Annotated in this window: 15 protein-coding genes; 11 read left to right on the forward strand and 4 right to left on the reverse strand. The window is 65.8% G+C overall.

Features of this window, described 5'->3' with window-relative positions:
- Positions 1-65: 65 nt before the first annotated feature.
- Positions 66-371, forward strand: a complete 306-nt coding sequence (locus B1L11_RS48905) for a helix-turn-helix domain-containing protein (protein WP_218671488.1) — start codon at positions 66-68, stop codon at positions 369-371.
- A 16-nt stretch (positions 372-387) separates the two neighbouring features.
- Complete coding sequence (locus tag B1L11_RS48910; RefSeq protein ID WP_218671489.1) at positions 388-924, forward strand: PAS domain-containing protein; 537 nt, start codon at positions 388-390, stop codon at positions 922-924.
- Here the strand turns inward: B1L11_RS48910 and B1L11_RS34330 are convergent.
- Positions 908-1,558 carry a hypothetical protein gene (locus tag B1L11_RS34330; protein WP_079319487.1) on the reverse strand — a complete coding sequence of 217 codons (651 nt, stop codon included), beginning with the start codon at positions 1,556-1,558 and terminating at the stop codon, positions 908-910. The two genes, B1L11_RS48910 and B1L11_RS34330, sit on opposite strands and share 17 nt — an antisense overlap.
- 234 nt (positions 1,559-1,792) lie before the next feature.
- Here B1L11_RS34330 and B1L11_RS34335 point away from each other — a divergent pair, with 234 nt between their 5' ends.
- Both B1L11_RS34335 and B1L11_RS34340 read left to right on the forward strand, forming a co-directional pair.
- Positions 1,793-3,865 carry a sensor histidine kinase gene (locus B1L11_RS34335; RefSeq protein WP_079319488.1) on the forward strand — a complete coding sequence of 691 codons (2,073 nt, stop codon included), beginning with the start codon at positions 1,793-1,795 and terminating at the stop codon, positions 3,863-3,865.
- Between the two features lie 129 nt (positions 3,866-3,994).
- The gene (locus B1L11_RS34340) at positions 3,995-4,510 is read left to right on the forward strand and encodes a response regulator transcription factor (protein ID WP_306291742.1); all 516 of its coding nucleotides are present in this window, start codon (positions 3,995-3,997) and stop codon (positions 4,508-4,510) included.
- 22 nt (positions 4,511-4,532) lie between these two features.
- Here the strand turns inward: B1L11_RS34340 and B1L11_RS34345 are convergent, their stop codons facing one another.
- A complete protein-coding gene (locus B1L11_RS34345; protein ID WP_079319489.1) occupies positions 4,533-5,309 on the reverse strand; it encodes an SDR family NAD(P)-dependent oxidoreductase in 777 nt (258 codons plus the stop codon).
- Positions 5,310-5,409: 100 nt separating this feature from the next.
- Between B1L11_RS34345 and B1L11_RS34350 the strand changes: the two genes are divergently transcribed.
- Both B1L11_RS34350 and B1L11_RS34355 read left to right on the forward strand, forming a co-directional pair.
- Complete coding sequence (locus B1L11_RS34350) at positions 5,410-5,643, forward strand: hypothetical protein (RefSeq protein ID WP_079319490.1); 234 nt, start codon at positions 5,410-5,412, stop codon at positions 5,641-5,643.
- Positions 5,625-5,987, forward strand: coding sequence for a hypothetical protein (locus B1L11_RS34355; RefSeq protein ID WP_079319491.1), 363 nt, complete (start codon positions 5,625-5,627; stop codon positions 5,985-5,987). Before B1L11_RS34350 ends, B1L11_RS34355 begins: the two co-directional genes overlap by 19 nt.
- A gap of 157 nt (positions 5,988-6,144) precedes the next feature.
- Here B1L11_RS34355 and B1L11_RS34360 read toward each other — a convergent pair whose 3' ends face one another.
- Positions 6,145-6,843: a GntR family transcriptional regulator gene (locus B1L11_RS34360; protein ID WP_079319492.1), complete on the reverse strand. Its 699-nt coding sequence runs from the start codon at positions 6,841-6,843 to the stop codon at positions 6,145-6,147.
- 151 nt (positions 6,844-6,994) lie between these two features.
- Here B1L11_RS34360 and B1L11_RS34365 point away from each other — a divergent pair, with 151 nt between their 5' ends.
- Together B1L11_RS34365 and B1L11_RS34370 are read left to right on the forward strand one after the other, a co-directional pair.
- Positions 6,995-7,528, forward strand: a complete 534-nt coding sequence (locus B1L11_RS34365; RefSeq protein WP_079319493.1) for a YbhB/YbcL family Raf kinase inhibitor-like protein — start codon at positions 6,995-6,997, stop codon at positions 7,526-7,528.
- An 8-nt stretch (positions 7,529-7,536) separates the two neighbouring features.
- A complete protein-coding gene (locus B1L11_RS34370) occupies positions 7,537-8,229 on the forward strand; it encodes a metal-dependent transcriptional regulator (protein WP_079319494.1) in 693 nt (230 codons plus the stop codon).
- Between the two features lie 317 nt (positions 8,230-8,546).
- On the opposite strand, the gene B1L11_RS34375 is transcribed toward B1L11_RS34370, so the two are convergent.
- On the reverse strand, positions 8,547-9,251 hold the full coding sequence (locus B1L11_RS34375; protein ID WP_143737755.1) for a hypothetical protein: 705 nt from the start codon (positions 9,249-9,251) through the stop codon (positions 8,547-8,549).
- Positions 9,252-10,667: 1,416 nt separating this feature from the next.
- Here B1L11_RS34375 and B1L11_RS34380 point away from each other — a divergent pair.
- The 3 genes from B1L11_RS34380 to B1L11_RS34390 all read left to right on the forward strand — a co-directional run bounded on the left by B1L11_RS34380 (position 10,668) and on the right by B1L11_RS34390 (position 15,447).
- Complete coding sequence (locus B1L11_RS34380; protein WP_079319500.1) at positions 10,668-14,060, forward strand: NACHT domain-containing NTPase; 3,393 nt, start codon at positions 10,668-10,670, stop codon at positions 14,058-14,060.
- A 7-nt stretch (positions 14,061-14,067) separates the two neighbouring features.
- Entirely contained in the window at positions 14,068-14,928 is an 861-nt protein-coding gene (locus tag B1L11_RS34385; RefSeq protein ID WP_079319496.1) for a helix-turn-helix transcriptional regulator, read from the forward strand.
- A gap of 96 nt (positions 14,929-15,024) precedes the next feature.
- Entirely contained in the window at positions 15,025-15,447 is a 423-nt protein-coding gene (locus B1L11_RS34390) for an ATP-binding protein (RefSeq protein ID WP_079319497.1), read from the forward strand.
- Positions 15,448-15,547 lie beyond the last annotated feature (100 nt).

A 15,547-nucleotide genomic window follows, 5' to 3' on the forward strand; every position in this document is an offset into this window, starting at 1 on the left:
GGAGAGCTCGCCGGTAGGACGGGCAGTACCACCCTGGCGTCTCGCCGGCGACGCAGAATGGGCGCATGACGACGGACGAGACGAGCCTCGGCGCGACCATCCGCGCCTGGCGCGACCGGCTCTCCCCCGCGGCTGTCGGCCTGCCCGCCGGTCGCGTACGCCGTGCCGCCGGGCTGCGCCGCGAGGAGCTTGCCGACCTCGCGGGCGTCTCGGTGGACTACGTCGTACGGCTGGAGCAGGGCCGGGCGACCACGCCGTCGGCGCAGGTCGCCGCCGCGCTGGCGCGGGCGCTGCAACTCGGCCGCGCCGAGCGCGACCACCTCTACCGGCTGGCCGGGCTGCAGCCGCCCCCCGGACGGCCTGATCAGTGATCACATCCCGCCCGGGATGCAGCGGGTGCTCACCCGGCTGGGCGACGCGCCGGTCGCCGTGTTCGCCGCCGACTGGCGGCTGGTGTGGTGGAACCGCGGTTGGGCGGCGCTCCTCGGCGACCCTTCCGTGCTCGCGCCGGAGGAGCGGAATCTGGTGCGTTCGCGCTTTCCCGTGCCGTCCGATCGCGGGCGCCTCGCGGCATGGCCCGTCGTCTCGGAGAACACGGAGGCGACCGACCGGGCCATCGTCGCCGACCTGCGCCGCGCGTCCGGCCGTTATCCCCAGGACGCGCGCCTGAGCGGGCTGATCCGCCGGACGCTGGACGGCAACCCCCGATTCGCCCGGTTGTGGCACTCCGGCGCTGTCGGCACCCACGCCGAGGATCGCAAGACGATCCGGCACCCGGCGGTCGGAGAGATCACCGTCGACTGCGATGTGCTCTCCGACTCGGACACCGATCTGAAGATCGTCATCTACACGACCGTACCCGGCAGCGAGGACGAGACCAAGCTCGACCTCACCCGCGTCGCCGGTGTCACTGCCCCAATGTGAGGTCCTCGCGGCGTACGAGATCGGGACGGAACGCGATGACGAGGCCGAGCGTGGTGTATCCCACGAGCAGGTGGGCCGCGCCGACGACGTCCGACACGGACGTGCCGAAGATCGCCATGGTGGGGAGGGTCACGACCACCCAGCTTTCTGCAACGAGCGGCCAGAAGCGGGCCGCCCCGCGCCACCGCCCGCTTATGGCGACCTTGACGCCGATCACGAACATGCCCAGCATCGACAGCGGCCAGAACACGTCGAGGATCCCCATCCAGACGCTGTCACGCGCGGCGGGCAGGAAGGCGTGGGAGACGCTCCACGCCATGGCCAGGGCCAGCAGCACCCGCTCGACCTGCAGCATGGCGCGGGCCACGCGGCTCACGCCGGTCGCACGGGTGCGGACCATGATCGCAAGAAGGCACCAGGCGCCGAGCTGGAACGCCAGGCCGCCCAGATCTGTGATCTTGAGTGCCGTTTCGGCCTGGGGGGCGAAGCCGTAGACGAAGCTGACGGCCGACCAGGTCAGCGCGCCGGTGGAAAGGCCCAGGGCCAGCCGGCGTACGGTCGTCTCGGCGAGCGGCGCGGGCGAGGACGCACCGGCGGTGTGACTCCGGGCGTGTACGGACGAGGTCTCGGTCATCGTTGTTCCTTCGACTGGGAGGCGGCCGACTCGTGAGGTCGGAAGCGGCGACGAGGACGATCCTCATGAACGACCGACCCAGGCGGTCAGGGCATCGTGTCCCGATTCCGGCCTTCTCTCGCGTCCCAGCGCAGGGGGGACCCGTGTCCTAGGGACATCGTCTACCTGCTGAGGCACACTTTCCTGGTGCAGATTGTGACGGTTCGTCGGCCTTCGCGCCTGAGCCTCGGGCCTGTGCTCCTCGCGATCGCCGCGACCGCCACACCGGTGGCGGCGCTCATCGATCTGCGGGTGCCGCAGGCCCACCGCACCGTGCTCGAACTGCAGCCAGGCGGGTTCGACTCGATAGCGGGTGTCGCACTGGCCGCGGCCGGCATGGTGGTGCTCCGCAGTTGTCCGCGTCATCCACTCGGCCGCCTGATGTCGGCCTTCGGCGCCTGGTGGGCGCTGGACGGCGTTGCGTCGTCGTGGCTCGCCTACGCCACCACGCACGATCCCGCGCTCCCGGGTGCGTCCGTCGCCTTCATCGTCTTCCAGCGACTCGGCGCGGGTCTGGTGCTGCTGCTCCCCCTGGTGCTGCTGCTGTTCCCGCACGGGAAGCTGCCCACCGGACGGTGGCGGGTCGCCTCGCTGCTCAGCCTCGCGCTGACGAGCCTGCTCCCGCTGGCCCTCGTCGCGGCGCCGTCCGCCATCGCCCAGGCGACCGCGGAATCCACCCCGCTGCCCGAGCCGCTGCGCAGGCTGAACCTCGAGGCCCTCTATCTCCCGCTACCGGACGCCGTCTGGACCGGTGTGCTGCTGGTGGCACAGCTGAGCCTGCCACTGAGCCTGGTCGCTCCGTTCGTCGTGGTGGTGCGGCGCTACCGTACGGTGACCGGCGTCGACCGCGCCAGGATGCGCTGGCTGGTGTGGGCGGCCGTGGTCGACCTCCTGGTCATGCTCACGTTCCGGCTGCTGCCCCTCTGGTTCGGCACCGTCGGCCTGACCGTCGCCGTGATCCTCACCTCCGCGTCGGTCGCGATCGGGATCGTGCGCCCGGATCTCGTCGACGTCGACCGGCTGCTCGGCGGGACGCTCGTGTACGGCCTCCTGCTCGCCCTGACGTTCGTCCTCGACCTGCTGGTCCTGGGCGGCGCCGGCCGCCTGCTCGGGCCCCGCCTGAACGAGGGGGAGCGGCTGGTCATCGCCGTCTTCGCGGTCGCCATCCTGTACGCGCAACTCCGGCACCGGTTGTGGCGTCTGGTGCGACGCTGGATCGTCGGCGATCGGGACGATCCCTACCACGTGATGTCCGGGCTCGCCGAGCGGCTGGAGCGGACCGACGACTCGGAGGCGCAACTCGTCACGCTGGCCAGGACGGTGGCCCGGGCCTTCCGCACGCCCTACGTCGGCGTGGAGATCACCCAGGTCAGCGGCGAGGTGCTGCTCGTCGAGGACGGCGAGCGCCCCGCCGAGACGCAGGCGCTCCCCATCACCTATCGGGGAGAGATAATCGGGCGGCTGTTGCTGCCGCGCCGGGCCGCCCGCCGCCGGCTCACCGCCAATGACGAACGACTGCTGGCCGACCTGATCCGCCAGGCCGCCGCGGCGGCCCGTGCCGTACGGCTCGCGGAGGAGTTGCAGCGCAGCCGTGAGGGCATCGTGTCGGCCGTGGAGGACGAGCGCCGCCGCCTGCGCCGCGAGCTCCACGACGGCCTCGGGCCGGCCCTGGCGGCGGTCGCGTCCCGGATCGACACCGCCCGGATCACCGCACGGCGGTCGAACGAGGACGCCGACCGGATCCTCGGCCTGGCTCGTCAGGAGCTCACCGGGATGCTCGCCGAAGTGAGGCGGCTGGTGCACGGCCTGCGCCCGCCCGCGCTGGACGACGTCGGCCTGGTCGGGGCGATCCGCCAGCAGGCGGAGCGGCTGCGAGCCCCGGGACTGACCGTACGCGTCGAGGAGCGGGGTGACCTCACCGGCCTGCCGGCCGCCGTGGAGGTCGCCGCGTACCGGATCGCGTCGGAGGCGATCACCAACGTGGTCCGGCACGCGCAGGCAGGCGAGTGCGTGGTGTCGCTCACCCGCGACGTCGAAGGCGGGCACCTCGACGTGGTGATCACCGACGACGGCGTCGGCCTCGCCGCCGAGCCGGTGGCCGGTGTGGGACTGGTGTCGTTGCGCGAACGGGCCGCCGAACTCGGCGGGTCGTGCACCGTGACCTCCGCGGAACCGGCCGGTACGCGGGTGCGGGCGCGGCTGCCCGTCACGTCGTCCGGGCAGACGCCCGTGCTCACGTCTACAGGGAAGGTGGGAGATGACCGGTAAGCGGCCGGTGAGGGTCCTCGTGGTGGACGACCACCCGGTGTTCCGTGAAGGCTTCGCGGCACTGCTGAGCAGCATCGACGAGGTCGAGGTCGCCGGGACGCCTCGACCGGCGTCGAGGCCCTTCACCAGGTGGACGAGCGAGAACCCGACGTGGTGGTCATGGACGTCCAGATGCCCGACATGGACGGCATCGAGGCCACCCGTCGCATTCTCGAGAAGCACCCGGAGATCGGCGTCGTGGTGCTCACGATGTCCGAGGAGGACGGCACCATCTTCGACGCGCTCCGCGCCGGTGCCCGCGGCTATCTACTCAAGGGCGCCGAGCCGGACGAGGTCGTACGCGCGATCACCACGGTGGCGGGCGGCGGCGTCGTGTTCGGTGCGGTCCTCGCCTCGCGCATCGCCGACTTCCTGGCCCCGAGGCCGCAGAGCGGCGGCGTCTCGCCGTTCCCGGCCCTGACCGCCCGGGAACACGAGGTGCTCGACCTGGTGGCCGCCGGCCTGTCGAACAGCCAGATCGCCGCGCGACTGTTCCTGTCCCAGAAGACCGTACGCAACCACGTGCACGCGGTGCTCACCAAGCTCCAGGCCGCCGACCGAACGGAGGCGATCATCCGCGCCCGCGACGCCGGCCTCGGCCGCTGATCGGTGTAGGTGAGCGGGGCTTTCAGGCTTCTTCGGGGTCGCGTCCGAGCACCGACCGGCCCCCGTCGATCGGGATGGTCGCGCCGTTGATGAAACTCGCGTCCTCGGACAGCAGGTAGGCGACGGCGGCGGCCACTTCCTCCGGGCGTCCCACCCTGCCGACCGGGTGCAGCAGGCCCATCTCGTTCTCGACGCGTGCGGCCGCCGAGGGCTCCTGACTACTGAGGAACGCCTCATAGCGTTCGGTGCTGATCGAGCCGAGGGCGACGGCGTTGACCCGGACGCCGCGCGGTCCGTAGTCGACGGCGAGTGCCCGGGTGAGTCCTTCCACGGCGGCCTTGGCCGTCGCGTACGGCAGGGATCCACGCACCGGCCGCTGCGCCTGGTGGGAGGAGACGTTGACGATCGCCCCGCCCGCACCGGCGCTCAGGAAGCGGCGGATCGCGGTCATGCATCCGACGACCGCAGGAGTGAAGTTCGCCCCTATAAAATCCAGGACCTCACGCGCGGACGGGATGTCCAGCGAGGCCTCGCGGAACACGGCGGCGTTGTTGACCCAGCCGGCGAGTGGGCCCGCCGCCTGTGCCAGGTCGGCGGCCCGCTCCGCGACAGCCTCGTCGGCGGCGTCGCCGGCCACCGCGATGACCCGGGAACCGGCCGGGTGAGTGCGGGTCCACTCGAGCGCCGACGGGTCGAATTCGATCACGACGACGCTGTTCGCGTCGCCGAGGAGCCGTTCGACGAGCGCACGTCCGACGCCACGCCCACCCCCGGTGACCAACGTACGAAGAGCCCACATCCGCCCCTTTCGCGGCATCGAGATCTACGTGGTCGCCGACGACGTACCCTGAATGACCTATATATAGATCATCACTACTATTTGCGCCGTGATGAGAAAAATGATCTCCTTGGCCGCCGCTGCCGGTGCCGTCATCGGGGCCGTCGCCGTGGCCGGCGCCGACCGCGCCTCGGCCTCCTCCACCACGTCCCTGCGGCTGTCCGGCGGGCTGACCCTGGAGATCCCCCGCGCCTGGCGGGTCTATCGGAGCGCCGACCAGGTGCACGTGGTGACCGGCGCCTGCGCCAAGCCCAAGAGCCACTACTTCGAGCCCAGGTGCCGCGGCTTCTGGTGATGGGGGCGAAGACGCTCAAGACCGGGGGCGAGGGCTTCCGGCCCTACAACCCCGTCAATGGACCGTTCTATCCCGCCGTCGACGTGGCGCCCTGCCCGACGGACCCCAAGCTCGGCCATGTCCTCGGCAAGGCGATCGCGGTCGGCTACCGGAACATCGGAGAGGGTCACAAGGCGCACTACCGGGTATGGCCGGGGCGCTGCGTCACGTACGACGACGCGACCGAGAAGTCGACGTTCAGGCAGCGCGAGTGGTACCTGCCGAAGGAGCGGCTCCTGATCGTCGACCAGTGGGCCACCCCGGGGCTCGCCACCGTACTGAAGAACGCCACCTGGGAGAGTTAGGCCCTTTCACCCCTCCGACGGGGCACGGAGCGCCGGCCGTGGCCCCGGCCCGCGGTGCCCTTTGACCATAGATCCTCTGTCGGTCCGGGGCCGAACCCACCACCTTGCGTCCGCGACTGATCGGGTGAGTCCATGGGCCAGGTTGGTGAGGCGCGGATCAGGCTTCCTTCGCCTGGTGGGGACAGCCGGTCAGCGCGGCCGCGGTCAGAGTGAGGTGCTGGGCCAGCACCTCGGCCGCGGTGTCGGCGTCGCGGGCCAGCGCCGCCTCCTCCAGGCGGCGGTGCTCGCCGAGGGCGTCCCGGTCCGGGGTGCGCTGCGCCGCCCAGCGGCGAGCCAGCTCGCTCGCGGTCCACATCCGGTCGAACGTCTCCAGCAGGACGGGGTTGCCGCAGCCCTCCAGCAGGGTGCGGTGGAAGACCCGGTGGGCCTCGGACCATGCGCTGCTGTAGTGCTCGCCCTCCTCGGGCACGTACGCCGGGGTGCGGGCCAGACGGTGGTGAGCGGCTCGTACGCGGGCCTCCCAGTCGACGTCGCCGCGCTCGATGGACATGCGCAGCACGACCGGTTCGATGGTCCGGCGGGCTTCCGCGATCTCCTGCCAGCGGCGGTCGGAGAAGGCCGGGACGGCGAAGCCTCGGTTGGGCAGCCGGTCGGCGAGGCCCTCGCCGACCAGACGCACGAGCGCCTCGCGTACGACGGCCAGGCTCACGCCGTGTTCCTTGGCCAGGTCCTGCGGTTTGAGCGCGTCACCGGGGGCGTAGTCCCCGCGCATGATCGCATCCCGCAGGTGCGCGTAGACCTGCTCGGAGAGCATCTGTTTCCCCTGGGAGTTCGAGGCGTGGGCCGTCTGGGTCATGCGGCCATCATAGACGATTCGACAAATAATCGATTATTCGTGTTATGGTCGATTACGACGGAAGACGCCGGCGGTGCCTCTACGCGAACCGCCGGCTCTCCGCCGGCAGCATCACCGCCGGCCCGCAGCACGGCCTGAAAGGAACGACGCGATGAGCGCCAACGACCCCTTCGCCCGCCTCCCCGAGGCGGCCTCCTTCACCGTCACCAGCACCACCGTCACCGACGGTGCCCCCTGGCCGCCCGAGCAGTTCTCCTCGGGGATTCCCGGCGGGAAAGACATCTCCCCGCAGCTGTCCTGGAGCGGCGCCCCGGAAGGCACCAAGAGCTACGCCGTCACCGTCTACGACCCCGACGCTCCCACCGGCTCCGGGTTCTGGCACTGGGCGGTCGCCGACATCCCCGCCGCCGTCACCGAACTGCCCGAGGGCGCCGGGGACGACACGGGTTCGGGCCTGCCCGAGGGCGCCTTCCAACTGCCCAACGATGTCCGCGCGGCCCGCTTCATCGGCGCCGCGCCACCGGCCGGGCACGGCCCGCACCGCTACTTCATCGTGGTGCACGCCCTCGACGTCGAGTCCATCGGCGTCCCGGCCGACGCCACCCCGGCCCTCCTCGGCTTCACCATGTCCGGCCACACCCTCGGCCGCGCGGTCCTGACCGCCACCGCCGAAACGCCCGCCTGACCACCAGCATGTCCGGACTCATCGACACCACAGAGATGTATCTGCGCACCATCCTGGAGTTCGAGGAGGAAGGCGTGGTCCCCATGCGTGCCCGCATCGCCGAGCGCCTGAACCAGCGTGGCCCCACCGTCAGCCAGACCGTCGCCCGCATGGAGCGCGACGGTCTGCTGCAGGTCGCCGGCGACAGGCACCTGGAGCTGACGGAGGAGGGCCGGCGGATCGCCACGCGGGTGATGCGCAAGCACCGGCTCGCGGAGTGCCTGCTCGTCGACGTGATCGGGCTGGAGTGGGAACAGGTTCACGCCGAAGCCTGCCGCTGGGAGCACGTCATGAGCGAGGCCGTCGAACGCCGCGTCCTGGACCTGCTGCGGCACCCGACGGAGTCACCCTACGGCAACCCGATCCCGGGCCTGGAGGAGCTCGGCGAGGAGGGCACCGCGGATCCGTTCCTCGACGAGGGCATCGTCAGCCTCAGCAGCCTGGAGCCCGGGCCGAACGGCGCGAGCGCGGTCGTACGGCGCATCGGGGAGCCGATCCAGACCGACCCCCAGCTGATGCACACCCTGCGGCACGCCGGGGTGCGGCCCGGCGCGGTCGTGAGCGTGACGTCGTCACCCGGCCGCGTGTTGGTCGGCAGCGGCGGGGAGCCCGCCGTACTCCCCACGCAGACCGCCGCGCACGTCTTCGTGGCCAAGCACTGAATCCAGCCGGGGTGCCGGTTCGTTCGCCCTGGCCCCGAGGATGGCCCTCGACCACGATCACAGCCGAGGGCCATCCTCGTCGCGGCGACCCGCGACGTCCGCGACACCCAGGGACGCGACGCCCACTCACTCGATCTCCGGGAGTCTTCTCCGTCTCAGACTGGTTTGAACCGTAGGAGCCGGTCTGCCGGACCATGCCTGGTTCGATAGCAGAAGGCATGCGCGGGCACCCACCCCAGCCACTAACGGGCCCGCGCCCTTCAGCTCCGCGGTCCCGGCGCCGGAGCGCCCCCCGCCGGAGGCGCTTTGCTCGCGATTCAGTGTCGGCTCCAGATGCGGTGGGTCTCGAGTGCGTTGGACAGTTCCTGGGCCACTTCCGGGGAACTGGCGGAGAAGAACGCCCGCTCCAGGATCGCTGCGGGTGCCGGCCCGCTGATCCAGTTATCCAGGAGCGTGTACCACTCGGCGCCGTGGCCCGTGCTGACGGTGAAGTCGTGCATGAGCCATGCCATGTGGCGGGCCGCCGCCTCGGTGGTGTTGGCCTCCCATCCGGCCAGGTAGGGAGCCAGGTCCAACTCCAGGCTGTCGGCGATGATTTCGATCATCATCATGACGTCGACGTCGCGTGGATAGTGATTCAGAGTGTGCCGCCACCAGGCGCCGACGGTGGCGATGATTGCTTCCTGCTCCGCTTGACTCCAACCCCTCCAACTGACGCCAACCCGGCCCATCAGGGACTCGGCGTGGAAGAAGCCGTCGAGTTCTTCGAGGATGAGCAGTTCGAGAAGCCGGGGTAGGAAGTGCTTGAACTCGTCGAGGTCACCCCAGGTGGACAAGGCATGGCCGGCGTACGGCCCTAACGCGGATGCGGTGAGCATGCGGAGGGGTGCTGCGCGCGTCGCGCGAACCTGTTCATCGGACACGCAGTGGTCACACACGTCGGTCTTGGCTGCAAGCGGATATCGGGAGAAGGCCGCGTAGAGAGCGTCCAACGCGCCGTCGAAATCAGACGGTGTGTCCATGCTCGGATGCTATTGCGCGGCTGCTGGTGAAGCGGCGGTCAGTCTCCGTGGCATAGCCCGTACGCGGTGAAGGAGTCGTCGCTTCCGGTACAGCGGCCCGAGCTGCTGGCGGCCGGGACCGGCCCCCAAGCCGATGACGGCCACCCGGCCGTGCTGGCGGGGGACGTCGCAGCATGATCGAAACGCGGTGTGCCCACCAGGCCTCGGATAGAGATCAAAAGCCCCCCTCGCTGAAGCCAGCGAGAGGGGCTTTGAACTGCGGAGGCTCGGGGATTTGAACCCCGGATGGGCTTAAGACCCAAACCGCATTAGCAGCTCGGCTCTCCACCGTCCCGATCCGTTCCACCTGGACCAACACCGCTCGGCGGTCCTCCTGGAACTGCCTGGGACGGCGGGGAACTGCAACTAAAACTGCAACTAGAGCGGGCTCGTGACCTGCGCGGACACGCACGCCTCGCCCTCCGCGCATCCCGTATGCCGTCGACCCACCGCGAAGCGGCAGCGGGCCGGCGACGGAGGGGCAAGCCCGTCTTTGCGTGTACCTTAGCCGCTCGCCGTTCCACGGCCATTGGACGCCAAGAGTCACAGACGGGCTTGAGCCGAAGGAGTCGGTCTGCTGGGCTTTGCCTGGGTCGATGGCAGGAGGGATGCGCGGCTCCTACCTCAGCCATCTACGGCCCGCGGTCTCCAGCTCGGCGCCATCCCGGAGCCGGAGCGCCCCCGCCAGAGGCTACCTGTTGGGAATGCATTGTTCATGGGACAGTTCCAGGCATGGAACGGTACCGACGCTCGATCTGGTACAGAGCGGGGCGGGCGCTTGCTCTTATCAATATCGGCTGGGTGGCTGCAGGCAGTTACTTTGTGCTCGTCGTCAACGGCAACGAGCGGCCATGGCCTCCAACTCACCTATGGATATCTGCAGGTATCCACGTGCTTGTGCTACTGGGCAGTGTGATCGGTTGGATCCGGCACCAGGCGAGCAAGCCGAATCCTCTGGAGGGGCAGGTAGCCGACGCAGATCAAGGAGCCTCGTAGGCCGTCGCCGGATGGGCGGATCGGAGCGGGCATGCACTTGGTTGGCACTGTTCGGGGTACTGGGTGGTGAGCGCGCGGCCGGAGCTGCCGCCGGCCGGGACCGGCCCCCAGGCCGCACGCCCGGCCGGCGAGCGGGCGACGGTCCGCGAGGCGGCGCGCAGCGCCGCCGTCTTGATCCTTATAAGCACTATTCGTCAACGACTCGAGTGGCCATCTTGCCTACCCCCGGGGAATGCTTGACAGATCAGTCCCATCGTGCGTCTCACTGACCTTCATCCGGCCTATCACCGTGCGATCCGGCACGGATCATCACGATTTGAACAACTTGGAGACTTTAGACCCCCCTCGGGGAAGAATAGGCAGTTAGGAGAGGTGGTATCAATGTCTGGCATCGAAGCAGCTATCGTCAGCCTTGGTGGTGCTCTCGTAAAGAGCGCAACCAAGTTATGGCTAGGCGACAAAGGAATAGCCGCCGACACGACAGCCAATGCGATAGACCTATTGAGCAATCGAGCGACAGGCCTCCTCGAAAAGAGGCGTACACAGCGAGTCTTCGAACAGTTAGCCGATACAATCGCCGCAAAAATTCAACCATTTATAGAAGCAGAGTTTGGCGGCCTACCAGAGAATGAGAAGCGGGCGGCAATTGACGCGGTACGTGACACATTCGAGCAGGCCAGCCTGAGTGATTCGGAATTATTTGCACAGGATTTGAACTCTGGGTATCTAAATACTTTTCTCCGTGCACGCATGCCCGGGATTGCAAGGAAAGCTTTATTATCCACGCAAGCTATCGACCTGTATAACATTCTACTTCGCGAAAGTTGCGACTATCTAATCCAAGTCACTATCGCCCTGCCGGAATATAGCCGCAACGCCTTGACTGAGATATTGCGACGCGAGAGCGATATAGTTAAATCCCTTGCGGAGATGCTATCCCGCCTTCCTGAACGACGGGAGGGGCTCGGGCATAACGACTTTGAGATCTACTATCGACGCCAGGTAAGCAAAACACTGGACAAGATGGAATTATTTGGTGCGACTCTCACCGAGGCGAGCCGTCGTTATCGTCTTAGTGTTGCTTACCTAAGTCTTAGCGTTATAAGCGAAGATGCTGACAACAAACCAACCTCGCAAGATACTGACATTGTCGACGTTGCAGGCCTTGGCGTCCCTGTCGAGCTCGCCTTGTCAGCCGCCACACGACTTTTCCTGCGCGGCACAGCTGGTTGCGGAAAGACAACCTTGTTGAGATGGATCGCAGTAAAAAGCGCTCTTAGTGAGTTCCCGGACACCCTCGCAAGTTGGAACAATACTGTTCCATTCTTCATACCATTGCGAAGGTACGTTGGTCGGGATCTTCCAGCTCCAGAAAATTTTCTAGAGAGCGTGGGCCGGCACATCGCCGACGAGATGCCCAAAGGTTGGGTCCAAGAGCAACTTAGGGCAGGACGTGCACTCGTTCTAGTTGACGGACTCGATGAATTACCACAAGTTGAAAGAACGAGAGCAAGAACGTGGCTACAGGAACTTATCGCCGCCTTTCCTAATTCCCGGTATCTCGTCACATCTCGTCCTGGCGCTGCACCTCCAAGCTGGCTGCGGGGCGAAGATTTCAGAGCATTCGAGCTCCAGCCAATGGCACTTGCGGATATCAAAGCGTTCGTGCGCCAGTGGCATGATGCGCTAAGTCACCAGACGCTCGACGAGGAAGAGAAGCTTCGCATTGAACAGTATGCAGATAACCTAATAAACAAGATAGTCGGTCAACGTCATCTACGCTCTCTGGCCGAGACGCCGTTGCTCTGCGCTCTACTGTGCGCTCTTCACTACGATAGGAAGTCACACCTACCTCGCAATCGTATGGAGCTTTATGACGTTGCTCTCGATATGCTTCTGGAGCGACGCGATGCTGAGCGGAACGTTGCCTCGGAAGTCATCATGTCGCGTACAGACAAGTTTCTACTTCTACGGGATATCGCATATTGGCTGATCCGTAACGGCTTGTCCGATGCCAAAAGAACGCGAGTGCTGGATAGGATAGCGCAAAAACTCCAGTACATGACCAGTTTAAGCAGCATTTCATCGGAGGACGCCTACCGACATCTCCTTGAGAGAAGCGGCCTCATTCGGGAGCCCACCGCTGATCGGATGGACTTCGTTCACCGTACTTTCGAGGAATACCTAGCTGCGATAGAGGCACTGAGCAATGACGATATAGGCTTATTGGTTGGGAATGCACATCTTGATCAGTGGCGCGAAGTGGTCATCATGGCGGCTGGACACGCCTATGCGCCAAAGCGCGAGGAGTTGCTTCGATCCCTTATAGCTCGAGGAGACAAAGAGCCATCGCACAGTGACCAACTCTACCTCTTGGCTGTAGCATGTCTCGAAACCTCTCCCGAGCTCTCTGTCGAGACTAGAGACGAGATCCGGAAGCGGGTAGCCAAGCTATTGCCACCTTCGAGCATTACTATAGCCAAGTCACTAGCCTCAGCAGGGGAATTTGTAGCGGATCTCCTGGCAGAAGCTCGCCCAACCTCGGCACGAACAACCGCGGCAACGATTCGCGCTGCGGCCCAAATCGGTACCGAAGAAGGCCTACGTATTATCGAGCGTTACAAGGAGGACAAGCGACAGACAGTTCAGAATGAGCTGTTGACGTCTTGGAGTCGCTTTGATCCCGACGAGTACGCGTTGAAGGTTCTTCGCTACTCCCCCTTAAGCAAAACGCATATATATGTAAATTCCGCCGAACTTGTTGCCGCACTCCGCCATCTGCCTCATGCCCCGAGCGTCACTATCGAGACAAAGTCCACCCTAGACATCAGCTGCCTTCGCAATCATTTGCAGTTGCAGCAACTTGCTATCTGGAATTCCTCTATCGACGATTTGACGCCAATCACGAATGCTCCCCTGGCCCTACTTCGTCTGGCAGGCTGCCGAGTGACTTCGCTGTCACCTCTGGCTGCAATCCATTCACTACGAGTGCTTCAATTTACCAATGTTGCCAGCGAAAATTCTGACTTCGCATTTCTGGGGGAACTTCCGAATCTAGAGCAGCTGCTACTCTCAAGAGTCGATCTGTCGAGCCCACTACCATCTATACAGGCCCAGTCTCTGAAGATGCTTCGACTGCACCATCTTGCCCTGCAAGGACTGCCATCGTTCGGAGGTGCACCAAACTTAACGCATGTTTCGATTATTGGGACGCCTATAACTGATGTCGCACCTCTCTCCGCGCTACAGGAGTTACGACACCTAAACATATCCTCAACGCAGGTTAACGACCTGGAACCCTTACTCGGGCACAAACTCGAGGCTCTGCATGCCTCTCACACAAAGATAGATAATATTCTTCCCATCTCTCAGTATGGCAATCTTAGAGGCCTACACCTCAACGGGACGCCCGTCACTGACTTAACCCCGCTGGCCGAGCTGGAGAAGTTGGAGGAATTGAGCCTAGATGGAAGTCTAGTTGTCGACCTTTCTCCATTAGCTTCAAATCACACGCTCGAATCACTGGACGTAGAGAATACGGCTATCGAGGATCTCAGTCCACTAACGAATCATCCTGCCCTCAGGTCAGTATTACTGAGGGGAACGAACGTTACGGACTTTAGCCCTCTCGCAACAATACCGACTCTAAAAGCGGTTTATCTGACGAAGCCAACTTCACTATCGGACCATGATCTAATGGCCATGCTTGGCAATAGGGAAGAGCTGAATATCCATTGGGACGAGGACCTATCTCTGCTTCGGCGTGTAGAGTAGCTTTCTCGTGGAGGAAAGGCCGAAGGCTAGCGACCGACGCGATCGTCTTCAAGGACTGGGTGAGCTGCTGCGGCGGCTACGCAAGGATGCGGGGCTGACCGGTAAGGAGCTGGCGCAGCGGGCCGGGGTCGCGCAGCCGACGATCTCGCGGATGGAGACGGGGCGGCTGCTGCCGACGCCGGAGACGGTTGGGCGAGTGTCCGCGGCTCTCCAGCTCGGTGAGGACGCTCGCTCTGAGTTGGACACCCTGCTCGCGCGGCTGCGTGAGGAGGTGTCGCGGCTAAAAGGTGGGTTGGCTGGCCGAGAGGCGGCGAACGCTGCGCGGGTGCGCTCGTCCAAGTGGATGGCTGTCTTCTCCTCGGCGATGATTCCGGCGCTGTTACAGACGGCGGAGTATGCGCGGCTGGCGGTGGCAATCGGCCGGGATGTTGATGAGGACGATGCGGCCAAGGCGGCGGCTGTACGTGTTGATGCGCAGGCGGTGCTGTTTGAGGAGGGCCGGCGGTTCGCGTTCGTGCTGACGGAGGGGGCGGTGCGTACGTGGCCGGGGTCGCCGTCGTTGATGCTGGCTCAGCTCGACCGGTTGGCCCAGGTGTCGACACTGACGCATGTTCGGCTCGGGGTCGTGCCATGGAAGACAGAGGCGCCGGCCCTCCCGCTGCATGGGTTCACCATGTACGACGGGTCGGTGAGCGTGGTGGAGAGCCTGACCGGTGATCTCACGCTGACTGAGGCGGCCGAGATTGAGGCTCATGAAGGGGCGCTCGAGGCGTTCGCGGGGGCGGCCGTATACGGGGACGAGCTGCGGGCGCTGCTGGGTGAGATCGCGGCGGACTTCCGGGAGCTGGCGAAGCAGCTCGATAACTGACGAATTTATGCGTCGTATTCCTTGAGATGCTTCTAGGTTGGTCATACGCTCCTCGTCGTAGGCATGTCTAGCCCCCTATACGACGGAGCGTGTCCCATGCCCCCATGGCGTCTGTCCCGGCACTTCCTCGGCCGTCCCGCCTCGGTCACCGAAGCCCGCCGCTTCATCACCGCAACCCTCGGACCTTGGCCGGTCGTCGAGTCGGCCGAGCTCATCGTGAGCGAACTGGCGACCAACGCCGTCCGGCATACCGCCTCGGCCCGCTTCGGCGGCAAGTTCATCGTCAGTATCCAGGCCGAACCCGATCAGGTCTGGCTCGGCGTCACCGACGAGGGCGGCCCCGCAGTTCCCCGGCTCGTCCGGCCCAGTGACGACGAGGGCGGCCGCGGCCTGCTGCTGGTCGCCTCCCTGGCCGACAACTGGGGCGTGTACGGCACTCAGGCCGGCCGTACCGTCTGGGCACTACTCAAAGTCGACCCCATCGCAGCCGCGGCAGCACAAGCCACGGGCTGGTCATGAGCTGCGTGAGCCCGCACGTCCCCGATCGCCGGCAGTCAGGATGCACGAAGCTGGAATGGTTCGAGCCCTCGGACGGAGCGCGGGTGCGCGTGCTCGCCTG

This window comes from Microbispora sp. GKU 823 (genome assembly GCF_002027145.1).
GTDB classification, from domain to species: domain Bacteria; phylum Actinomycetota; class Actinomycetes; order Streptosporangiales; family Streptosporangiaceae; genus Microbispora; species Microbispora siamensis.